General features: G+C 62.9%; 18 protein-coding genes and 1 pseudogene. 8 read left to right on the forward strand and 11 right to left on the reverse strand.

All coding sequences use genetic code 11. From position 1 onward, the window contains the following. Positions 1 to 75: 75 nt before the first annotated feature. The 5 genes from QWE_RS08095 to QWE_RS08115 all read right to left on the reverse strand — a co-directional run bounded on the left by QWE_RS08095 (position 76) and on the right by QWE_RS08115 (position 7,336). On the reverse strand, positions 76 to 498 hold the full coding sequence (locus QWE_RS08095; RefSeq protein ID WP_006725619.1) for a DMT family transporter: 423 nt from the start codon (positions 496 to 498) through the stop codon (positions 76 to 78). Continuing rightward, positions 499 to 963 carry a DMT family transporter gene (locus tag QWE_RS08100; RefSeq protein WP_006725620.1) on the reverse strand — a complete coding sequence of 155 codons (465 nt, stop codon included), beginning with the start codon at positions 961 to 963 and terminating at the stop codon, positions 499 to 501. A gap of 208 nt (positions 964 to 1,171) precedes the next feature. Further along, a complete protein-coding gene (locus tag QWE_RS08105; RefSeq protein ID WP_006725621.1) occupies positions 1,172 to 3,094 on the reverse strand; it encodes a methyl-accepting chemotaxis protein in 1,923 nt (640 codons plus the stop codon). Positions 3,095 to 3,290: 196 nt separating this feature from the next. Next, a complete protein-coding gene (locus tag QWE_RS08110; RefSeq protein ID WP_006725622.1) occupies positions 3,291 to 5,213 on the reverse strand; it encodes a HAMP domain-containing methyl-accepting chemotaxis protein in 1,923 nt (640 codons plus the stop codon). Positions 5,214 to 5,467: 254 nt separating this feature from the next. After that, positions 5,468 to 7,336, reverse strand: coding sequence for an ABC transporter ATP-binding protein (locus QWE_RS08115; RefSeq protein WP_006725623.1), 1,869 nt, complete (start codon positions 7,334 to 7,336; stop codon positions 5,468 to 5,470). A gap of 369 nt (positions 7,337 to 7,705) precedes the next feature. On the opposite strand from QWE_RS08115, the gene QWE_RS08120 reads away from it, so the two are divergent. Continuing rightward, positions 7,706 to 8,164: a tRNA (cytidine(34)-2'-O)-methyltransferase gene (locus QWE_RS08120; RefSeq protein WP_006725624.1), complete on the forward strand. Its 459-nt coding sequence runs from the start codon at positions 7,706 to 7,708 to the stop codon at positions 8,162 to 8,164. A gap of 152 nt (positions 8,165 to 8,316) precedes the next feature. Further along, complete coding sequence (locus QWE_RS08125) at positions 8,317 to 9,630, forward strand: hypothetical protein (protein WP_006725625.1); 1,314 nt, start codon at positions 8,317 to 8,319, stop codon at positions 9,628 to 9,630. An 80-nt stretch (positions 9,631 to 9,710) separates the two neighbouring features. Here the strand turns inward: QWE_RS08125 and QWE_RS08130 are convergent, their stop codons facing one another. Both QWE_RS08130 and QWE_RS08135 read right to left on the reverse strand, forming a co-directional pair. Further along, a complete protein-coding gene (locus tag QWE_RS08130; protein ID WP_006725626.1) occupies positions 9,711 to 10,664 on the reverse strand; it encodes a flagellin N-terminal helical domain-containing protein in 954 nt (317 codons plus the stop codon). 160 nt (positions 10,665 to 10,824) lie between these two features. Further along, positions 10,825 to 11,085 carry a hypothetical protein gene (locus tag QWE_RS08135; RefSeq protein ID WP_006725627.1) on the reverse strand — a complete coding sequence of 87 codons (261 nt, stop codon included), beginning with the start codon at positions 11,083 to 11,085 and terminating at the stop codon, positions 10,825 to 10,827. Positions 11,086 to 11,224: 139 nt separating this feature from the next. Between QWE_RS08135 and hemF the strand changes: the two genes are divergently transcribed. The 3 genes from hemF (at position 11,225) to QWE_RS08150 (ending at position 12,901) form a co-directional block, all read left to right on the forward strand. Beyond that, entirely contained in the window at positions 11,225 to 12,139 is a 915-nt protein-coding gene (hemF, locus tag QWE_RS08140) for an oxygen-dependent coproporphyrinogen oxidase (protein WP_006725628.1), read from the forward strand. Positions 12,140 to 12,311: 172 nt separating this feature from the next. Further along, positions 12,312 to 12,587, forward strand: coding sequence for a hypothetical protein (locus QWE_RS08145; RefSeq protein WP_006725629.1), 276 nt, complete (start codon positions 12,312 to 12,314; stop codon positions 12,585 to 12,587). A gap of 125 nt (positions 12,588 to 12,712) precedes the next feature. Further along, positions 12,713 to 12,901: a DUF1059 domain-containing protein gene (locus QWE_RS08150; protein WP_006725630.1), complete on the forward strand. Its 189-nt coding sequence runs from the start codon at positions 12,713 to 12,715 to the stop codon at positions 12,899 to 12,901. A 74-nt stretch (positions 12,902 to 12,975) separates the two neighbouring features. Here the strand turns inward: QWE_RS08150 and QWE_RS08155 are convergent, their stop codons facing one another. The 4 genes and pseudogenes from QWE_RS08155 to QWE_RS08170 all read right to left on the reverse strand — a co-directional run bounded on the left by QWE_RS08155 (position 12,976) and on the right by QWE_RS08170 (position 16,145). After that, a complete protein-coding gene (locus QWE_RS08155) occupies positions 12,976 to 13,464 on the reverse strand; it encodes a fasciclin domain-containing protein (protein ID WP_006725631.1) in 489 nt (162 codons plus the stop codon). A gap of 174 nt (positions 13,465 to 13,638) precedes the next feature. Continuing rightward, positions 13,639 to 14,895: a CCA tRNA nucleotidyltransferase gene (locus tag QWE_RS08160; protein ID WP_006725632.1), complete on the reverse strand. Its 1,257-nt coding sequence runs from the start codon at positions 14,893 to 14,895 to the stop codon at positions 13,639 to 13,641. Further along, the gene (locus tag QWE_RS08165; protein ID WP_006725633.1) at positions 14,892 to 15,524 is read right to left on the reverse strand and encodes a CoA pyrophosphatase; all 633 of its coding nucleotides are present in this window, start codon (positions 15,522 to 15,524) and stop codon (positions 14,892 to 14,894) included. The genes QWE_RS08160 and QWE_RS08165 overlap by 4 nt, the downstream gene beginning before the upstream one ends. Beyond that, positions 15,521 to 16,145 (reverse strand): annotated as a pseudogene (locus tag QWE_RS08170) (DUF1285 domain-containing protein). Before QWE_RS08170 ends, QWE_RS08165 begins: the two are co-directional and overlap by 4 nt. A gap of 160 nt (positions 16,146 to 16,305) precedes the next feature. Between QWE_RS08170 and QWE_RS08175 the strand changes: the two are divergent. Genes QWE_RS08175 through QWE_RS08185 form a run of 3 tightly spaced genes read left to right on the forward strand, consistent with a single transcriptional unit; the run spans position 16,306 to position 21,075 of the window. Continuing rightward, a complete protein-coding gene (locus tag QWE_RS08175) occupies positions 16,306 to 17,319 on the forward strand; it encodes an AAA family ATPase (RefSeq protein WP_006725636.1) in 1,014 nt (337 codons plus the stop codon). Between the two features lie 16 nt (positions 17,320 to 17,335). Next, positions 17,336 to 18,253 carry a DUF58 domain-containing protein gene (locus QWE_RS08180; protein WP_006725637.1) on the forward strand — a complete coding sequence of 306 codons (918 nt, stop codon included), beginning with the start codon at positions 17,336 to 17,338 and terminating at the stop codon, positions 18,251 to 18,253. Beyond that, complete coding sequence (locus QWE_RS08185) at positions 18,253 to 21,075, forward strand: DUF4159 domain-containing protein (protein WP_006725638.1); 2,823 nt, start codon at positions 18,253 to 18,255, stop codon at positions 21,073 to 21,075. The genes QWE_RS08180 and QWE_RS08185 overlap by 1 nt, the downstream gene beginning before the upstream one ends. Positions 21,076 to 21,078: the final 3 nt, after the last annotated feature.

The following is a 21,078-nucleotide window of genomic DNA, read 5'->3' on the forward strand; positions in this document are numbered from 1 at the left end:
CAAACAAAAACCGATCCTTTCGCCAAACACTAAAATGCGCCGGGCCTCCCAACGTGCCTGTGGAATGGCTGACGTCTAACGCGTGTAGCGGGTGAGATAGATGCCGAGAAGGATCAGTGCCACGCCGACCGGCTGGCCGATGTGGAACTCTGCCGTACCACGCGCCAAATCTATGATCAGGCCGGTGATCATCTGCCCGCCGATGATCAGCAGCCCCGAGCGGGCGGCCCCGATGCGCGGAAAGACGTAAGAGCTGATCACCACGAAACAGGCCCCGATCACACCGCCCGTCAGGTAGAAGACCGGGACGTCCGCGATCATCGGCATGCCGACGCGGTGGAAGAGAAGCACATAGACAGTTAACAGCAGGAAACCGATCCAGTGGTTCCAGGCCGACGCCGTAAACGCTCCGCGGTCCATGGTCAGCCGGCCGTTGATCGACCGGCTCATGCCGACGGCAGCACCACCGGCGAGTGCGATGAGAACAGCGCCCAGCATTCAGGTCCCCTTTGCGAAGATGAGCAGCGCGCTGCCAGAGATCACGCAGATCGTTGCCAGAAGATCGAAGCGGTTCAGTCTCCGTTGCGGTGTGCCGAACAGCCCGAACTGATCGGAAAGGAGCCCGAACAGGATCTGACCGACAAGCAACAACGACAGGCCACCGGCCAGCGCCAGTTCCGAATTGACGGCAATCGAACTCAAGGCCACCGCAAAGGCCCCAGGCACACCCCCGAGATAGGACCAGAGCGGCGCTTTGCCCTTGGCCGGAATTCGCCCCGCCCGTCGTGCGACGGCGCCATTGGCGACCAGCAGGATAAAGGCGACGACGCCACCGACGCCATGTACCACCCAGGATGCGGTAAACGGCGTCGTCAGAGCGGCAAGCCCGCTATTGATGGTCACCATGACGGCGAGCAGCGCCCCGGCGAGGACCGCCCAGAGCCAGTCGATATGTTTCAGCATGTCACTCCTGAACGGAACGCGAGGGCGCGTAAAAGTCGGCCCCGTCTGTTTGAGGCCACCGCATAGCGGCCCCGCCATCCCGCCGACAAGCCAATTCGGCAAATGAACCGATCAGTCGCGTGAATGCCTGGGCGCTACCGACCGCCACAAACGCGAAACGGGGCATCCCTGCCCCGTTTCGTCCTCTCCGGATCCGGTATGCCGGATCTCAGAATTCCGACCACTCCGCTGCAACAGCCGCATTGCCATTGAAGGCATTGGCGATCTTGCGGCCGAGAGCACGCGCCGGCGACGCTTGCGGCTGGCTTTCGCCCCGCGCCGGGGCAAGCCGCGGTGCAGCCATGCGAGGAGCCTCTTCCCCGAGGCGGAACTGGCCGAGCAACTGCGTCAGCGATGTCGCCTGCTGCGCCAGGCCATGGCAGGCGGAAGTCGACTGCTCGACCATGGACGCATTCTTCTGCGTGCCCTGGTCCATCTGGTTCACAGCCGCGTTGATCTCGGCCAAGCCCGTCGACTGCTCGCGTGCAGAGGTGACGATCGCAGAAACGTTCTGGTTGATCTCCTGCACTTCCCGCACGATGGCTTCGAGCGCCTGCCCCGTCTCACCGACCAGAGTGACCCCGTTCCTCACCTGCTCGCCGGAGGCCGTGATCAGACCCTTGATTTCCTTCGCCGCATGGGCCGAACGCTGGGCGAGTTCACGCACTTCCTGGGCAACGACGGCAAAACCCTTGCCGGCGTCTCCGGCACGCGCAGCTTCAACACCCGCGTTCAGCGCCAGAAGATTGGTCTGGAACGCGATCTCATCGATCACGCCGATGATGTTGGAGATTTCGCTCGACGACTTTTCGATCGCATGCATGGCATTGACCGCGCGACGAACCACGTCGCCCGACCGTTCTGCACCGACCCGGGTCCGCGAGACGAGCGCCCCGGCTTCCTCCGCCCGCACAGCGCTGTCCTTGACCGCGGTCGTCACCTGCTCGAGCGCTGCTGCCGTTTCCTCGACAGAGGCTGCCTGCTGCTCGGTGCGCTTGGATAGGTCGTCGGCTGCAGAGAGCATTTCGCTCGCACCTGCGTCGATGGCGCGCGCATTTTCGCCAACGGCGCGCATGGCATCACGCAGCCGCTCGACGGAGTGGTTGAAGTTGACACGCAGCGGATCAAGGTGCTCGGCGAAGCGTTCGCCGATTTCGACGGCAAGATCACCATCGGAAAGCTTCTGCAAACCACCGGCCAGACGGTCGACGGCAAACTGTACTTCGGCCGCTTCACGCGCCTTATGTGCTTCGCGCGCCAGACGCTCCGTCTCGCTCAGCGACCGGTTCTCTTCGGCCTGACGCTCCAGCGCCGCCCGTTCGATCGCATTGTTGCGGAAGACGGAAACGGCTGCCGCCATTTCGCCGATCTCGTCCCGACGGTTCGCAAACGGAACCTCCGTTTCGGTGTCGCCACCGGCAAGCGTCCGCATCGAACCGGTGATCGCGGAGATGGGACGCGCAACCCGCACGATCGATACGACCGCAGCACCGAGCGCCATCAGCGCGGCGAGAACGAAGGCCGCCAGCGACAGGCGCATGGCAAGCGTCGCAGAGGCGTCCGCATCATGACGAACCTGCACGCCGGCAGCCCGGTTCATCTCCTTGATGTCCCCCAGGCTCTGTTCCGCGGCGCTGCCGAGCGGCACCATCTGGGCGAGCGTATCTTTCGCCTGATAAAGCTTTGATGCCATGGCCTGTTCGACGAAGCTCTGGCCAAGGCCGTTGAACTCGACGACGGTCGCCTTGAAACTGTCGAAACGCTGGCGGACATCGGGAAGCACGATCGAGGCGTCAAACTCGGCGATCGCGGCATCCAGTTGCGCACGCGCGGCCTCGAGATCCTCGACCAGCGTCTTCTTCTCGGCCGAGGTGGCAGCCGTCAGGATCATCAGGTTGAGACGGCGAACGTCGGCGAGAACGGAATCGATCTCGGCAATCATCATGGACCGATCGAGACGGCCGCCCAGTGCTTCCATCTGACCACTCATGTCGGTCACGGAGCGGACGGCAATTGCACCCTGCCCGAGCGACACGATCACCATCAGACCGAATAGAAGCGGCAGCAGAAGTTTGATCTTGAGATTTTTCACGACTGAAATCCTGGATTGAAACGGAATGAGACGGCCGGAAAAAAATGCCGGCAGACTTCCATGCCAATCCGAATTCTAACAAAGCCTTACGCGCCGAAGGGCAGTTCTCGCCTCATCCACAATCCCGTGCGCAAGCATCGACAAAAAAAGAGAGGCATTTCTGCCCCTCTTCTTCGCATCCTCTGGAACGCAGTGCTTAGAACTCCGACCACTCGGCCGCGACAGCCGTGTTACCCTTGAAGGCATTGGCTATCTTGCGGCCCAGTGCCCGTGCGGGCGAAGGCTGCGGCTGGGCGGCCGGCGTTGCCGGGGCGACCCGTGGCGATGCCTGATAGCTGCTCTCGTCCGTCTTGAACTGCGCCATCAGCTGCATCAGCTGACCGGCCTGCTGGGCCAGACCATGGCTTGCAGCCGTGGACTGCTCCACCATGGCCGCGTTCTTCTGCGTGCCCTGGTCCATCTGGTTGACGGCCATATTGATTTCCTGGAGGCCGGTCGACTGCTCGCGGGTCGAGGTGACGATCGCCAGAACATTCTGGTTGATCTCCTGCACCTCGCGCACGATGGTCTCCAGCGCCCGACCGGTTTCGTCGACCAGGTTGACACCATTACGGACCTGTTCGCCCGAGGTGGTGATCAGGGCCTTGATCTCCTTTGCCGCATTGGCCGAACGCTGTGCGAGTTCACGCACTTCCTGGGCAACGACCGCGAAGCCCTTGCCGGCTTCACCGGCGCGAGCCGCTTCAACGCCGGCATTGAGCGCCAGAAGGTTCGTCTGGAATGCGATGTCGTCGATCACGCCGATGATGTTCGAAATTTCCGAGGAGGATTTCTCGATCTGCTGCATGGCAGCGACCGCACGGCGGACGACCTCGCCCGAATGCTCGGCCCCTTCCCGCGTGCGGCTGACCAGCTGGCCGGCCTCGTCGGCGCGAATGGCGCTGTCCTTGACCGCAGTCGTCACCTGTTCGAGCGCTGCCGCCGTCTCTTCGACGGAAGCCGCCTGCTGCTCGGTCCGCTTCGACAGGTCGTCGGCCGCGGCCAGCATCTCGTTGGCACCGGCATCGATCGACCGGGCATTTTCGCTCACGGCGCGCATGGCGTCCTTCAGGCGTGCGACCGACTGGTTGAAGTTGAGGCGCAGCGGATCGAGATGATCGGCGAAGCGTTCGCTGATCTGCGCGACGAGATCGCCATCCGACAGACGCTGCAGACCCGAAGCAAGCTGGTCGACGGCAAACTGCACTTCGGCCGCTTCCCGTGCCTTCTGGGCTTCGCGGGCCTGACGCTCGGTTTCGCTGAGCGACCGGTTCTCTTCCGCCTGACGCTCGAGCGCTGCACGCTCGATGGCATTGTCGCGGAACACGCTGACGGCAGCTGCCATCTCGCCGATTTCATCCTGACGACCGGCAAACGGGATCTCGGTCTGCGTGTCGCCGGAAGCAAGGGTACGCATAGAACCGGTGATCGCCGAGATCGGACGAACGATCCGCGCAAAGCTGAAGAAGGCGGCACCGGCGGCAATCAGCGCGCTGATCAGGACGGCAATGATCGTCGTGTTGACCGCAGTGTTGGAGACGTCGTCCGCTTTGACGATTGCGGCGTCGCTGAGTTGCACATTGGACTGGATCATTTCGTCCATGAGCTGAACAAGGGAGCGAGCATTGGTCGCCATGGCACCGTTGAATACGGCCTTGGCCGCAGCCTGACTGCCCGTGCGCTTCAATTCGACCATCTGCATGGCCAGACGGTCGTATTCCGCAAGCGCGGCCTTCATGCTGTCGAATCGGGCCCGCGTCGCCGGCATGGTGATCATCGGCTCGTAGGCGGCAAAAGCTGCATCACGTTCCGCCACAGCGGTCTGAGTGGCAGATACGATCGCATCCAGCTCTGCCGGTTCCGCATTCAACAGCATGGCATAGTCGCGGCGGACCTCGGCGAAAGTCGCATTCATCCGTGCGACAGCAAGTGTTCTGGGCAGGCGTTCACGCCCGATGACGTTCACCTGCTCCTTGACGTCGCCGATGAAGTTAATCGCCAGAATGCCCTGGCCGATGCCGAAGGTGAGTACAACTGCGAAAAGCAGCGGCAGCACCACTTTGATCTTGAGATTGGACATGAATGGTCTCCAGGGGAGGAAAAATACATTCCCAACCGGGCGTGGGAGGTCGCCAGGTGTGAGGACAAGACATCGTCCGGATAGGTCGGGATGAAACCGTTCTAGAATGTAAACAATGAATATTTTACTTAGATTGTAGACAACCTTTGATAGCGCTAAAAATGGGGTATTTCCGAATAGCTGCAGCCCAAAAAAAGGTCGGCGGCAGATTGCTCCGCCGCCGCTCGTTCTCCATCAATCGTCGTGATGGGGTATCACTCGGCCGCTGTTTCCCGCACCTCGTTCGCCCCGTCCGCCTGATCGGCAAGGAAACCGCCGGACTGCCGGTTCCACAGGTCGGCATAGATGCCGCCATTTGCCACCAGCTGCTGATGCGTTCCCTCTTCGACGATTCGGCCCTTGTCGAGCACGATCAGCCGGTCCATCTGCGTCAGCGTCGAGAGCCGGTGGGCGATTGCAATCACCGTCTTGTCCTCGATCAGCTTGAACAGGCTTTCCTGGATCGCTGCTTCGACTTCCGAATCGAGCGCCGAGGTCGCCTCATCGAGCACCAGGATCGGCGCATCCTTCAGGAAGACGCGGGCGATCGCGATACGCTGCCGCTGGCCGCCCGAGAGTTTCACGCCGCGCTCACCGACATGCGCATCGAGCCCGGCTCGGCCCTGCATGTCGGAGAGCCCCTGGATGAATTCCCAGGCATTCGCCCGCTTCGCCGCCTCGATCACTTCGGCATCGGTCGCTTCCGGTCGGCCGTAGGCGATGTTGTCCCGGATCGAGCGGTGCAGCAGGGACGTATCCTGGGTTACCACACCGACGAGTGCCCGCAGACTGTCCTGGCTCACCGCCGAGATATCCTGGCCGTCGACGAGGATCCTGCCCTTCTCCAGATCGTAGAAGCGCAGAAGCAGGTTCATCAGCGTCGTCTTGCCCGCACCAGAGCGTCCGACGAGACCGACCTTCTCCCCCGCCTTGATGGTCAGCGAGAAGTCCTCGATCACACCCTTCTGCTTGCCGTAGTGGAAGCGCACGCCGTCATAGACGATCTCGCCCTTCGGCGCGGCGAGCGCCTTGGCGGCCGGCTTGTCGACGATGTCGTGGGCCTTGGTCATCATGCCCATGCCGTCATAGACGGTGCCGATGTTTTCGAAGAGCGCCGCCACTTCCCACATGATCCACTGCGACATGCCGTTGATGCGCATGGAAAGCCCGATGGCGACCGCGATCGCACCGACGGTTACCGTGCCGTTCAGCCAGAACCAGATGCCCAAGGCCGCCACGAAGAACTGGACAATGGCGTTGTTGATGTCGACGCAAATGTTGAGCAGCGAGATCTGCCGCATCTGCCGGTGCACCGTGCCGAGAAAGGCGTCCATACCCTCCTTGGCATAGGTCTCTTCCCGGCCGGCATGCGAGAACAGCTTCACCGTCGCGATATTGGTATAGCTGTCGACGATCCGGCCCGTCATCATCGAGCGGGCATCGGCCTGTTCGCTGGAAAGCTTGCGCAGCTTGGGAATGAAGTTGCGCAGGATCAGTGCATAGATCACCAGCCAGAGGACGAGCGGCACACCGAGCCGCCAATCGACCGAAGCGACCAGCGCCAGCATCGAGACGAAGAAGGTCGTCGCATAGATGAAGACGTCGATGATCTTCATCACGCTTTCACGCACGGACAGCGCCGTCTGCATCACCTTGGTCGAGACGCGACCGGCGAACTCGTTGGCGAAGAAGGTCATCGAGTGCCGGAGCAGAAAGCGGTGCATCTGCCAGCGCGCAATCATCGGGAAGTTGCCGGCCAGGACCTGGTGCATGGTGATCGTATGCATCACGCCGAGCACCGGCAGGCCGATCAAAAGCAGGCCCGCCATCCAGGCAAGCGTGCCACCTTCCGTCTGGAGAAAGGTCGAACGTTCGGCCGTCGACAGCCAATCAACGATATTGCCGAGGAACTGGTAGAGAAACACTTCGGCAATTGCGATGAGGCCGGAGCAAAGTCCGAGCAGCGCCAGCCACCAGCCGGCGGGCTTCGTATAGTGCCAGCAGAAGGCGACAAGGCCCTTGGGCGGCAGGACCGGATCACCGGCCGGATACGGATTCAGGCGGTTTTCGAACCACGAGAACATGGAAAAGTCTCCAGAAATGACGCGCGCGCGGCACCGGACAAAGGTGGCGCAAGGGCGCGAATATTCAATGATTGAGGCCACTTGTGGCCGCAGGATGAATCAGTTTGGGAAAAGAAACGGAGGTGACGCGCTCAGGCAGCCACAGCCATAAATCGGGGCTGGCGCGAAATACCGAATAGATCCATCGATGGCCCTCCCGCTTGCGTGTTGAAGTAGACTTCCGTTCTATCGGCCGACTGGCAAATTTTCCAGCCGGCTTTCGAGGCGATCGAGACATTCTGCCGCAACTGTTGCACACCGATCACAGACGGCCACAAGCAAGGCTGCGTCCGCCTTGAGCGACATGCCCCGATCGCATATGACCGCCCCATGACAGACTTGCGCATCGCCCTCTACCAGCCAGACATTCCCGGCAACACCGGAACCATCCTCCGGCTCGCCGCCTGTCTCGGCATGAAGGTCGACATCATTGAACCTGCCGGTTTCGTGCTCTCCGACAAGAACCTGAAGCGCGCAGGCATGGATTATCTCGCAAGCGTCGCCATGACCCGCCACATCAACTGGGAGCGCTTCGACGCCTGGCGGCTGTCGGAAGGCCGCCGCCTCGTGCTCGCCTCGACCAAAGCCGCCCTGCCCTATACGCGCTTCGACTATGCCGGAAATGACATCCTGCTCTTCGGGCGAGAAAGCGCCGGCGTCCCCGATCATGTCCATGACCGGGCCGACCACCGTGTGATCATCCCCATGATCGAGGGCCAGCGTTCGATCAATGTCGCGATGTCGGCAGCCATGATTGCCGGGGAAGCGCTGCGCCAGACGGGCTTCTGACCCCGGATCTGCCGGAAACAGACATAAATCAAGGCGCCCGAACTCGCCCTCGCCTAGGATAGCGAGACGGTGGTGAAGCGCACCTTCAACGGCAATTGCTAATTCAACCGTATCGCGCTATGCTGCATTGCAGCAAAAAGGGAGATGGAGTCATGTTCGAGACAGCATTCGCCCTGGGTTTGACCCAGTTCGCCCGATCCTTGAGCTTTCCCGAGCGCTTGAGCCAGCGTCCGGTGCGCAACGCCGCCCTGGAGCCCTGGCGGCTCCGCAACACAGGCATGGACGCGCTCTACTATGACGTCAAGGCCCTAAGCGCCGACGAAGCCTTCTACATCAGCGACAGTCTCGCCTCGGAAGGCCTGATTATGATCGTCCCGCCCACAGGCGGCGGAATGCTCACCCTCTGTGACAGCGTCGAGGAATTTCGTCTGCGTGGCGGACGTGAAGTGCGCGCCATGGCGGTCGCCGGCATCGGCGGCTCGGCGATCGGTGCCGCCGCCTTCGCGCGCAACGTCGCCGATGCGATCGACGCCCCCGTAGCAGCCGTGGTGTCGGGCTACGGCCTCGGCGACATCCTCAACGAGGCCATCGGCGGTGCCTTTCTCTTCGGCTGGCTCGGCCATGTCAGAAGCAATCTCGAGGTGATCGATGACGTCGTCGGTCGGCCGAAGCTCGGCGCCTATGGCAAGCGCGACGAGGAAACCGATACCAGTCGCCGCACCGGCCTCGATGCCGATACGGTGTCGACCCTGCTTGCCGATCCGACCCTGTCCTTCACCCTGATCGCCGGCCATTCCCGCGGCAACCGCGTGATTGCAGATGCTCTCTACGCCTTGAAGGCCAGTGACCCGGGCCGGATCGAAACGCTCGCCAATACGGCGCGCATCGTCACCTTCGGCGGCCGGATCAAGATGCCGGAAGCCTTCACCGAGGTCATCGACGTCGTCGGCGAACTCGACTGGTTCGGCGAACTGAATTCGCGCCCGAAGATCGCCACCGACATCAAGGTCCCCTTCTGCGGCCATTCGACCAATACCGACCTACCGACAGCCCTGAAGGTGACCAGAATACTCGGCAATATCCTTAGTGGTGAAGCACCCATGGCAGAAACGTCCACCGAGTCTGTGAGTGCAGTGACCGAGACGGCCCCAGCCGCCGTCATCGAAAACACCGTCGCAGAACCGGTCACCATTGCAACAGAACCCGTTGAGCCGGAAACCCTTCCAGTGCTGGCCGCAGAGGCGCCGCTTCCCGCCGTGATCGACGTTGAACCACCAGCACGGGACGAGCCCTTCCCGGAAACGTCGGCAGCACCGGAGGCCGCAGAGCCGACCGTCGAGGCGGCCGCATCGCCGGAAGTCATGACCAAGGGCACCGACGTGCCGAAGAAGGCAGGAAAAGCTGCGACCCCGATCATGGTCCCGCTGCCGCGCGGTAAGGCAAGGCGTCCCCGCGCGAAGAACTGACGAGCGGCAAGTCAGCCGCCAGAAACAGCAAAAGGCCCGCGCGAAGCGGGCCTTTTCGATTCACAAACAGAAGCTTGAGCTCAGAGCTTCAACCACGACGTCATCGACACGTTCGCGATGTTGAGCGCCGAGGACTGCAACTGATCCTGCACCTTCTCCGCCGTCAGCCGCACCCGCTGCTCGTTGAGCTCCGTATCGACCAGCCGGCTGACGCCGAGTTCGGATGACCCCTGCAAGCCCTGCAGAAGCACACCGCCGCCCGTCACCTGGCTGCGCGTCGTGCTCACCTCGGCACTGGCGCTGACCATATCGATCAGAACGCGATTAAGGGTCGAGATCATCCCGTCGATCTCGTCGCCGGTCGTCCGGCTATCGATCCTGATCTCGCGGGCCCCGGCCTCCGCCGGCTCGCGAGATTGCGCATCCATCAGGTAGTAATTGTAAGGCACGCCGCCGAGGCTGGTGCCCGCATAGGCTCGCGTCAAAACGCCTTCGCCCGCATCCTCGCGTGAGACAAGCGTCGATTTGGCGGTGTCGAAATCGACCATGTTGATGGAGAGGCCGCCATCATTGCCCGTGGTCACGGAGGCGAGCAGCGAGGTGACCTTGGGCCGTCCGCCGGCCTCCACCATCAGCCAGTTGTCTCCGTTGAACGTGCTATCCTGAACAACTTCAACAAGCTCGGCCTTCATCTGCGAGATGTCGGCATTGATCCCATTGCGGTCGGCTCCGACGGCCTTGGCAAGCACGAGCTTCTGCTGGATGCGCGCGACGATATCCGTCGCCTGCTCCAGACCGAGCGCTGCCGTATCGGAGACTGCGGCCGCAATCTCGTTGGCTTCCTGCACGCTGCCGGCCGAAAGGCTGCCGGGCCGCATGGTGGTCGAAATCGACCAATAGCTGGACGCATCCGTCTCAGTCTCGGCGACAGGTGCTGTCACCGCGCGCGGCGTCACGCGATCGAGCGCGGACGCGGCAGCGCTCGCCATCGAAGCCGCACCGGCAACGGATGGGTTGAGCCAGACTGTACTCATGGGAAAACCTTATGTCGCATATCATGTCGATCCGAAGCCGGCATCATTCCGGCTATGTTCAAACGAGCCTAGCGACGAGGTTTTGTGATTGGCTTTCAAAGAAAGTTAGAATTCTAGCGAATTGAGAATTTGCCGTTGGATCGCACCTGAACGGGCGCCGTCAATCGGCCGAGGGAAGCCGGCGCATGGTAAACTCGATCTGGTCTCCGTCGAGCTGCCGCCAGCTTTCCACTTCGGTCCAGTAAGCCGCCTTCGGAAAGGCGTCGAACCACTCGCGCGCCTTGGCTCGGGCCTCCTCGCGTGTCAGGCAATAGGTCTCGCGCACGAACTGCCCACCCAAACGCCCGGCCGTTCCGGCGCGGTGGTCGGCGATCCGCTTCCTGAGACCTGTAAATGGCGGCGGGCCAGGTATCTTCGTCATGAAATCCCTCGCATGGACAAGAGATTAATCCACGCAAAACCGGAAGGCGAGTCGATTTTACGGGGACACCCCCGCCCCCATATGGCCGCCTGCGATTTCACCTGATATTCGTTTGCCTGAAGAAGTTGAGGGGGACGACATGGAGCGACCGGTTCTGCCGAAAGGCCTGCCCGAGGATATCGAGGAGAAGAAGGACGCCGCCCGCGCCTGGTTCGAAAGTCTGCGCGATGCGATCTGCGCCTCGTTCGAAACCCTGGAGAACGAACTCACCGGGCCGATGTCCGATCGCGAGCCTGGGCGTTTTCAAGCTAAGGACTGGCTGCGTGAAGAGGGCAAGGGCGGCGGCGGCCGCATGTCGATGATGTATGGCCGCGTCTTCGAGAAGGTCGGCGTGCACACCTCGACGGTGCATGGCGAGTTTTCGCCCGAATTCCGCAAGCAGATGCCGGGCGCCGAGGAAGACCCGCGCTTCTGGGCGTCTGGCATTTCGCTGATCGCGCATCCCGTGAACCCGCACGTCCCGACGGTACACATGAACACCCGCATGGTGGTCACATCGAGCCAGTGGTTCGGTGGCGGCGCCGACCTGACGCCGGTGCTCGACCGCCGGCGCAGCCAGGATGATCCCGACACCCGCCTCTTCCATCGTGCCATGGAGGTCACCTGCGAACGCCATCCCGCCGTGGCCGACTACCCCGCCTACAAGAAGTGGTGCGACGAATACTTCTTCCTGCCCCACCGCAACGAGGCGCGCGGCATTGGTGGCATCTTCTTCGACTGGTTGACGGCAGACGAGGACAAGGGCGGCTGGAACGCCAACTTCGCCTTCGTCCAGGATGTCGGCCGCGCCTTCAATCTCGTCTATCCGAAGATCGTTCGGGGCAATTTCAACAACCCCTGGACGGACGAGGACCGCGAGGAACAACTTGTCCGGCGCGGCCGCTATGTGGAGTTCAACCTGCTCTACGACCGCGGCACGATCTTCGGCCTGAAGACCGGCGGCAATGTCGAATCAATCCTCTCCTCGCTCCCGCCGCTCGTGCGATATCCCTGATCGCTTGGGGTTACCGCTGACACGGTTATCCACAAGTCAATTCACGAAAAAGAATGAGCGGTGATTCCCGCCGCTTACGACAAAGTGTGTCGGGAACTTGACGGTTTTCATTGCGCTCACGCCGGACGGGGGGCATTCTGCGGCCTCACGCAGTATCGAGGAGGAGATTGCGATGACCCCATCCAGCTCAGTGTCCGTATCCCGCGTCAGTGACCCCGCCGATCGTGCGCTCAAGGCACCCGAATTGATCGATCGGCTGGCGGAGCAAATGCGTCAGTCGAGTGATGTCGACTTGCCCCATTCTTATTTCGTTGAGCAGGTGCGCCTTGGTCTGGCCGGCAAGGATCTCGCCGACCGGCTCGCCGCAAACGACATCGAAACCGGCAGCCATCGGGGCAAGCGCCAGCCCGCGCGCTCCGTTTTCCACGCCTGGGCCATGCCCGATTGATCAGACAGAATCCACCGCGTCGATGCTTTGGCCCGCCCTGTGCGGGCCATTTTTTTGGCATCCGCCGAACAATCGTGGCATTCTGCGGTTTCGCGAGAGTTGAGGCGACGAAGGAGGAGACGATCATGAAACGCTTCGAATGCGGAACTCTGGTCCCCGGCTGCGACTGGCACACGCGCGCCGAGGAAGAGGCAGAAGTCGTGAGAAGGGCCGTGGAGCACCTGAAGGTCACCCATGGCGAGGAGATTATCCGTCCGTCCATGGTGGATCACATCAAGGAACGGATTCGCAACGATCAGTCCCAGACGGCCTGACACCGCGGGCGACTGCCCAAACGGCAACGGAGCCCGGCATGCGGGCTCCGTGTCCAGAAAGAAGCTTGCGTGTCTCAGCTGCTCGGCAGCATGACCTTGTCGATCACATGAATGACGCCGTTATCCGTGCGGATATCGGCAGACACCACGTTTGCGCCGTCGACGGTTACGCCCGACCCCGACTTGGAGACCGCAAGCGTGCGATCACCGCCGCTCTTGATCGTGCGGACATGGATGGTGCGGCCCGGCAGCATGGTTGAGGTCAGTTCGCGACCGACGACATGATAGCTCAGGATCGCGGCGAGCTGATCCTTGTTCTCGGGCTTGAGCAGGTTCTCGACCGTGCCGGCCGGAAGCGCTGCGAACGCCTCATCCGTCGGCGCGAAGACGGTCAGCGGACCGCCGCTCGAAAGCGCGTCAACGAGACCCGCAGCCTGAGCGGCGGCCAAAAGAGTGTTGAAGCTGCCGGCCTGTTGGGCTGTCTCGACGATATTGGCGGAATTCGCCGAAGAAGCGGCGAAGGTCATGCCGGCGGCAAAAAATGCGACTGCAATGCGGTTCATGGAAGTCCCTCCTCTGAAGGCCAGATCGACGTCATGCCGATCGTGTAAAGCCGGAAGGGATACGCTGCCGAGATCCCGCACGGATCGCCGCAGCCGGGACACTCTTTGTTGAGTGATTGCCGATGAACCGAAGCCGATCACGCCCGTATTGGCTTCTCTTGATATCTCGAAACGTCAGGACCTCGCCAGCATGTCCAGCCGCGCGAGAAGATCCTCGCGGCTGAGGTTGAACTGCGATGCGATCCAGCCTTCTTCGAGCTTGCCGAGAATTTCCCCGACCTTCGGTCCGGCAGGAATACCGGCGGCAAGCACGTCGGAGCCCTTGATCGGCAGCACAGGCCGCACGAAGCCCTCCGCACGCTTCAACAGCGAAAACAGCCGCGCACTGCGGGTCATCGCCTTCTGGTCACCCTCCGCACGGGCACGGGCGGAGGCGAGCTCGAGCTTCAGCATCGAGATCATGCCGTCCTTGCCGAACCGGTAGAGATCGCGGTCAAAGGCAACATCGGTCACCGTCTCCTGTGGCTTCGGCGCCCGCGCGAACCGGTCGAGCGCCATTGCCTCGGCATTCGACATCCGCAACCGCTCGGACAGCGTCACGAGCCGCGCTGCATCCTTCGGCACGATCGCGCAAAGACGCAACAGCGCATCCGGCTCCCAGCCGAGCGCCTGTTCTGCTGCAATCAGGCCGGGGATCGCATCGATCCCCCATTTCTCCGTTTCGGGCAGGATCTCGGTCAGCACGCCCGATTGGCGCATCCAGAGCAGCGCCCGCCCCGGATCCCGCGCCGACAAGAGCTTCTTGATCTCGCTCCAGACGCGCTCGGCGGAAAGCGATTTCAGCTGGCTGCGCGCCCTCGCACAAGCCTTCAATCCGTCAGTATCGGGGCGCCCGCTGCCGTAATGGGCAAAGAAGCGGAAGAAGCGCAGGACGCGCAGGTAGTCTTCGGCAATTCGCTGCTCGGCATCGCCGATGAAGCGCACTGTTTTCGTTTCAATGTCCTTCAGGCCACCGACGAGATCGATCACCTCGCCGTCAACCCCGACATAAAGCGCGTTGATGGTGAGGTCGCGCCGGTCGGCATCCTCCTGCCAACTCGCGCCGAAAGCGACCTCGGCATGGCGACCATTCGTCTCGACGTCACGCCGGAGCGTCGTCACCTCATAGCCCTTGCCGTCGACAACAAGCGTCACCGTGCCGTGTTCGATGCCGGTCGGAACCGCCTTGATGCCCTTGGCCGCCGCCCGTCCGCTCACCTCTTCCGGCATCAGCGTCGTGGCAAGGTCGATATCCCCGACCGGCAATCCCATCAGACTGTTGCGCACAGCGCCACCGACCACCCGTGTCTCCGCGCCGCCGCTATTCAGCAGCGTCATCAGCTTTTGCAGAGCGGGCTCCTGGAACCAGTCGCGATCGGCCAGATTGGTCATGCATAGAGCCTTTCGTAGAGCGTCCGGATGATGCCGGCCGTAATGCCCCAGATATGCCGCTCCCGATAGGGCATCACATAGAAATGCCTGACGGAGCCCTGCCACATCCGGCTGTCCTGCCGATGATTGGACGGGTTCATCAGGAAGGAAAGCGGCACCTCGAAGACGCTGTCCACTTCGTCGGGATTGAGCGTCAGTTCGAAGCCGGGTTGCACGACGGAAAGCACCGGTTGGATGCGAAACCCGGTCCCCGATAGATATTGCGGCAGCCGACCGACCGTCTCGACGAAACGACGATCGAGGCCGATCTCTTCTTCGGCCTCGCGGAGCGCCGCTTCTTCCGGAGAGGTATCCGTCGCATCGATACCGCCGCCCGGAAAGGCGATCTGGCCTGCATGTTGCCGGAGCTTGCTGGTGCGCTGGGTGAGGATGATCCGCGCCTCGTCCGGATCGTCGATCACGCCGATCAGCACCGCCGCATCCCTCAGCTTCAACTGCTCGTATTGAAGAATGGTGTCGGGGTTCAGCGCATGGTCGCCATGGTCGCGCCAGGCATGTTCGAGCGGTGCGCCGACCTGTTCCAGCGCCCGACGACGAAAATCCTCTGCGGTAAACGTCATCAGGCTCATCGCGACAGTCGATCGAGTTCGTCAGCGGGCATGATCGGAAAAGTCGCGCCGCGAGAGCGCACGGCAAACATCGCCTTGCCCTCGATCTCCACCACCTCTCCTTGTTCGACGAGATCATACATGACCGCCCGCGAGACAAGCGCCTCCAGCCGACCGCGCACCTAAAAGATATGGCTTGAGTTCATGGTTCTCGCCGACGATCTCGAAACGCAGCTTTTGCTCCGGTCCCGCCTCGACCACGTCGCCGACATTCGTGCGGAATGTCAGCACCGACTCACCCGCCTCTTCCGTCACGCTCATCTCGACCGCGACGAAATGGGCGTCTTCGACGCGGATGCCGACCTTTTCCACAGGCGTGACGAGATAGGTCTTGCCGTCCTCATCCTTGCGCAGAACCGTCGAAAACAGGCGGACGAGAGGCTCCCGACCGATCGGCGTGCCCATATAGAACCAGGTCCCGTCGGCCCTGATTTCCATGTCGAGATCCCCGCAGAACGGCGGTTCCCAGCGCTCCACCGGCGGCAGCGACGCCTTGCCGCCCGATGTTTGCGCTGACGCGCGCGAAATCAGCGCGGCGAGCCCCGCCGCATCTGTCGTCGCCTTTAGCGTATCGCCTGCCATCTTTGCGTCCCGGTTTTGTCTTTAGCCTACAACAGTCACGAGATAGTCATTCGAAACGTCCTTGTCAGCCGTCCTCTCGCCAATAAGTTAGTTTCAGTAACATGCACCTTACGCGTCCGTTCGATTCGCCGGACACGTCCAAAACCAATTGGAGCAGACCATGGGCATGATGCCAAATCCCGATGTTGCACTGGACGAGAAGGCGATCGTTGCCGAGGCCGAGAAGGCGTTGGCGGATATCGCAGCGATCCGCCAGGAAGTGGCCAAGGTCATCTTCGGTCAGGAAAAGGTCGTCGAAAACACCCTTCTCGCCATCCTCTCCGGTGGCCACGCTCTTCTTGTCGGTGTTCCCGGTCTCGCCAAGACCAAACTGGTGACGACGCTCGGCTCGGCCCTTGGCCTCGATGCCAACCGTATCCAGTTCACGCCGGACCTGATGCCGTCGGACATTATCGGCACTGAGGTCATGGACCAGGACGAAACGGGGCGTCGCTCCTTCCGCTTCGTCAAGGGTCCGGTCTTTGCCCAGTTGCTGATGGCCGACGAGATCAACCGCGCAAGCCCGCGCACCCAGTCTGCTCTTCTGCAGTCCATGCAGGAATACCATGTCACCGTCGCCGGCCAGCCCTACCAGTTGCCCGCCCCCTTCCACGTGCTCGCGACCCAGAACCCGCTGGAGCAGGAAGGCACCTACCCGCTGCCGGAAGCCCAGCTTGACCGCTTCCTTCTGCAGGTCGACGTTCTCTATCCGGAACTTGCCGCAGAACGGCAGATCCTGCTGGAAACGACAGGCGTCGGCGACAAGCGCGCCAATGCAGTCATCAATAGCGCCCGTTTGCTGGAGATCCAGAAGCTGATCCGCCAGATGCCGGTCTCTGACACCGTGGTCGACGCCATTCTGACGCTCGTCCGCTCGGCACGTCCGGGCCACGGCAACGACACGACAGACAAGAACATCGCCTGGGGTCCAGGTCCCCGCGCCGGCCAGGCACTGATGCTCTGCGCCCGCGCCCGCGCCCTTTACGAAGGTCGCCTCGCTCCCTCCATCGACGACGTCTACGCGCTTGCCGAACCCGTGCTTGAACACCGCATGGCCCTGACCTTTGCGGCGCGCGCCGAAGGCATGACCGTCCGCGACGTCATCGCGGGCCTCGTTTCCGACCTGCGCAAGTAAGGGAGGCCTTAACCGCGTGGCATCCATCGGCCATATCGTCGAGCAGACAGCCGGCAGCGAGGTTTTGAAGCGCGCGCGCCAGCGTGCCGTGCTCGTGCCCGACTGCATGGTCGAGGCCCGCCGCATCGCCAATACCGTGATTGCAGGCTGGCATGGCCGCCGCAAGCGCGGCATTGGCGAAAACTTCTGGCAGTTCCGCCCCTATGCCGATGGCGAGAGCTTCTCGCGCATCGACTGGCGCCGCTCGGCCCGCGACGACCACATGTATATCCGTGACCGCGAATGGGAGGCGGCTCACACGGTCTGGCTCTGGGCCGACATGTCGCCGTCGATGATGTACAAGTCGACGCTCGCCTCGGTATCCAAGGAAAGCCGCGCGCTCGTGCTGATGCTGGCGCTTGCCGAAATCCTCGCGCGCTCTGGCGAACGCATCGGCTGCCCCGGCATCATGGAGCCGATCTCCGCCCGCAACGCCGCCGAGCGCCTGGCCACCGCCATCATGCATGCGCCGCTGACGGAAGGCCTGCCCGACACCCGCATGATCCGCGGCGCAAGCGACATCGTGCTCATCGGCGATTTTCTCGATGATGCCGACCGGGTGATGGAGCGCATCACGCCGCTCGCCCGCCGTGGTCTGCGTGGCCATGTGCTCGAGGTCGCAGACCCCGCCGAAGAAACCTTCCCCTATACCGGCCGCACCGAATTCACCGATCCGGAAACCGGCGAAAAGCTCACCTCCGGCCGCGCCGAGACGCTGCGCGAGGACTATCAGCAGGCCTATCTCGCCCGTCGCGAGACCATGTCCGACCAGCTCCGCCGCATGGGCTGGAGCTTCACCCATAACCGCACCGACCGCCTCGCCTCGGAAGCCCTCGTCGCCGTCCACATGCACCTGTCGGGCATGCCGCCCGCCGTCAACAGGAGTGCGGGCTGATGTTCGGTATGCCACTCGCCTTCGGCGCTCCCGCCATTCTCGGCGCCCTGCTCGCCCTGCCCTTGATCTGGTGGCTCCTGAAGCTCACGCCCCCGCGCCCCAAGGCAGAAGTCTTCCCGCCGCTGAAGATCCTGGCTGGCGTCTTGAAGCGCGAGGAAACCCCCTCGAAAAGCCCCTGGTGGCTGACGCTCCTGCGCATGCTGATGGCCGCGATCGTCATCTTCGCGCTGGCTGACCCCGTGCTCAACCCGCGCAACGCCAGCCTCTCCGGCGACGGCCCGCTGCTGCTTGTCGTTGACAACGGCTGGGCCACCGTCGGAGATTGGGATCGCCGCGTCGAAACCGCGACTGCGCTGATCGGCGATGCCGCTGACCGCAGCCTGCCCGTCTCCATCGTCTTCACCGCCGATGCGACCCATGACGCGATCCCCGGCACGCCGGCCGTCGCGCTCGAAAAACTTGCAGCCGCCACCCCGCATCCGCTGCGACCGGACCGCACGAGGAGCATTGAGGCCCTGCGCACGACCTTCTCGTCGGAGCGCCCCGGCACGCTGACCTACATTTCTGACGGCATCGCACGCGATCCGGAAGATCCGTTCCTGTCAGACCTCGCTGGCCTCTCGCCCGCAGAATTCCGCATCGTCGAGGGTGAGAGTTCAACGAGTGTCGCAATCACCGGCGCCAACAACGGCTCGGATGCGCTCACTGTCTCGCTTTCGCGCCTCAACGCCTCGGAACCACGCAGCCTGATTGTCGATGCCCAGGACCGTCAGGGTCGTGTCATCGCCTCCGGCCAGGTGGATTTCGCAGCCGGCACCGGTGAAGCCTCCGGCGAGATCGCAGCCCCCTTCGAGCTGCGCAATGATTTCGCACGGCTTTCGATTGCGGGCATCGCTTCCGCCGGTGCAACCCACCTGCTCGACGACGGCTTCCGCCGCCGCAAGGTCGCGCTGGTTTCCGGCGACAGTGGAGACGGCTTCCAGCCGCTGCTTTCGCCGCTCTATTACATCGAGCGCGCCCTCGGCCCCTACGCAGACGTGGTAAAGCCCGGCCAGACCGACCTCGCCGTCGCCATCCCTGAGATCCTCAACCAGAACCCGTCTGCCCTGGTGCTCGCGGATGTCGGCCGTCTGCCAGCCGATGTCTATGATCCGCTGCAGGCGTGGATCAACCGTGGCGGCACGCTCATCCGCTTTGCCGGCCCGCGCTTGGCCGCAGCCCCCGCCGACGACCCGCTGGTCCCCGTGATCCTGCGTCAGGGCGAACGCGCGCTGGGCGGCGCCCTCTCTTGGGCAGAACCACAGCCGCTCGCCGATTTCCCGACCTTCGGCCCCTTTGCCGGCATGCCGCGCCCCGAAGACATACTGATCAAGCGCCAGGTGCTCGCCGAGCCGACGCCGGACCTTGCCGCCCGCACCTGGGCGAGCCTTGCCGACGGCACGCCGCTCGTCACCGTCGAGGACAACGGCGCCGGCCGCATCGTGCTCTTCCATGTCAGCGCCGAAGCCACCTGGTCCGATCTGCCGATCTCGGGCACCTTCGTCGAAATGCTCCGCCGTATCGTCCAGCTCACTCGCGTTGGCGCAGCCGAAGCGCAAGCCGGCCAGTCCACCGCCCCCTCGCTGCCGCCCTTCCGCCTGCTCAACGAGCGTGGTGCGCTGACGACGGAAGCCGGGACCGCCAAGCCGCTCTCGCTCGGCCCGGAACGTCCGGAAGCCGCAACCTTCGACAACCCGCCCGGACTCTACGGCACGGAAGACGGCTTCACTGCGCTGAACCTGCTGCCGGCAGATACGACACTGCGTCCGCTTCCCTCGCCAGCAGGCCTCACCGTTGCCCGCGACCCGATGGCCGGTACTGCTGCAACGCCGCTGAAGCCGAGCCTGTTGACTCTCGCCTTCCTGCTTCTCGTCATCGACAGCCTGATCGTGCTCTTCATGGGCGGCGCCTTCTCGCGCATGCCGAAGCGCGCGCCCGCCGCTGCCGCCTCGATCCTGGCCCTCGCTTTCGCCTTCGGTACCTCCACCACCCCCGGTCAGGCGCTGGCTCAGTCGGCCGATACCAAACCCGGAGACGAACAGATCCTGGAGCGCCTCGACAACACCCACCTCGCCTATGTCATCACCGGCGACGCGGAGGTCGACCGCCTGTCCGAACAAGGGCTCGCGGGCCTCACGGACTTCCTGACCTATCGCACGACGCTCGAACCCGCGCCGCCTGTTGGCGTTGACATCTCGAAGGACGAACTCTCCTTCTACCCGATCATTTTCTGGCCGATTTCCGCTTCCGCGCCCATGCCCTCTGCCGCCGCAATCAGTCGCATCGACGCCTACATGCGATCAGGCGGCACCGTGCTCTTCGATACGCGTGACCAGGGCTCGACACTGGGCAACGAAGTCGGCTCCTCTCCAAATGGCGAACGCCTGCAGGCGATCCTCGCCAATATCGATATCCCGCCGCTCGAGCCGGTGCCTTCCGATCACGTGCTGACGCGTGCCTTCTACCTGCTGCAGGGATTCCCTGGCCGCTACAGCGGCAGCCCGCTCTGGGTCGAATCCCGCCAGGAGGCCCAGTCGAGCAACAGCGCCGTAGCCTCTTCAGGCGATGGCGTGAGCCCGATCATGATCACCGGCAATGATCTCATGGGGGCCTGGGCGATCGACGCCAATGGCGCAAGCGTACTCCCCGTCGTCCCCGCCGACGAGATGCAGCGCGAAATGTCCTTCCGCTCAGGCGTCAACATCATGATGTACATGCTGACCGGCAACTACAAGGCAGACCAGGTCCACGTGCCTGCTTTGCTTGAACGACTGGGGCAATGAGAC

Origin of the sequence: Agrobacterium albertimagni AOL15 (genome assembly GCF_000300855.1) — a bacterium.
GTDB lineage: Bacteria > Pseudomonadota > Alphaproteobacteria > Rhizobiales > Rhizobiaceae > Allorhizobium > Allorhizobium albertimagni.

Excerpts from the sequence above, each read along its gene's own strand:
- QWE_RS08120 (WP_006725624.1), top strand. The coding sequence starts at position 7,706 with ATGACAGACTTGCGCATCGCCCTCTACCAGCCAGACATTCCCGGCAAC.
- QWE_RS08160 (WP_006725632.1), bottom strand. The coding sequence starts at position 14,895 with ATGACCAATCTGGCCGATCGCGACTGGTTCCAGGAGCCCGCTCTGCAA.
- QWE_RS08150 (WP_006725630.1), top strand. The coding sequence starts at position 12,713 with ATGAAACGCTTCGAATGCGGAACTCTGGTCCCCGGCTGCGACTGGCAC.
- QWE_RS08125 (WP_006725625.1), top strand. The coding sequence starts at position 8,317 with ATGTTCGAGACAGCATTCGCCCTGGGTTTGACCCAGTTCGCCCGATCC.
- QWE_RS08115 (WP_006725623.1), bottom strand. The coding sequence starts at position 7,336 with ATGTTCTCGTGGTTCGAAAACCGCCTGAATCCGTATCCGGCCGGTGAT.
- QWE_RS08095 (WP_006725619.1), bottom strand. The coding sequence starts at position 498 with ATGCTGGGCGCTGTTCTCATCGCACTCGCCGGTGGTGCTGCCGTCGGC.
- QWE_RS08130 (WP_006725626.1), bottom strand. The coding sequence starts at position 10,664 with ATGAGTACAGTCTGGCTCAACCCATCCGTTGCCGGTGCGGCTTCGATG.
- QWE_RS08155 (WP_006725631.1), bottom strand. The coding sequence starts at position 13,464 with ATGAACCGCATTGCAGTCGCATTTTTTGCCGCCGGCATGACCTTCGCC.
- QWE_RS08165 (WP_006725633.1), bottom strand. The coding sequence starts at position 15,524 with ATGAGCCTGATGACGTTTACCGCAGAGGATTTTCGTCGTCGGGCGCTG.
- QWE_RS08175 (WP_006725636.1), top strand. The coding sequence starts at position 16,306 with ATGGGCATGATGCCAAATCCCGATGTTGCACTGGACGAGAAGGCGATC.
- QWE_RS08185 (WP_006725638.1), top strand. The coding sequence starts at position 18,253 with ATGTTCGGTATGCCACTCGCCTTCGGCGCTCCCGCCATTCTCGGCGCC.
- QWE_RS08145 (WP_006725629.1), top strand. The coding sequence starts at position 12,312 with ATGACCCCATCCAGCTCAGTGTCCGTATCCCGCGTCAGTGACCCCGCC.
- QWE_RS08100 (WP_006725620.1), bottom strand. The coding sequence starts at position 963 with ATGCTGAAACATATCGACTGGCTCTGGGCGGTCCTCGCCGGGGCGCTG.
- QWE_RS08135 (WP_006725627.1), bottom strand. The coding sequence starts at position 11,085 with ATGACGAAGATACCTGGCCCGCCGCCATTTACAGGTCTCAGGAAGCGG.
- hemF (WP_006725628.1), top strand. The coding sequence starts at position 11,225 with ATGGAGCGACCGGTTCTGCCGAAAGGCCTGCCCGAGGATATCGAGGAG.
- QWE_RS08110 (WP_006725622.1), bottom strand. The coding sequence starts at position 5,213 with ATGTCCAATCTCAAGATCAAAGTGGTGCTGCCGCTGCTTTTCGCAGTT.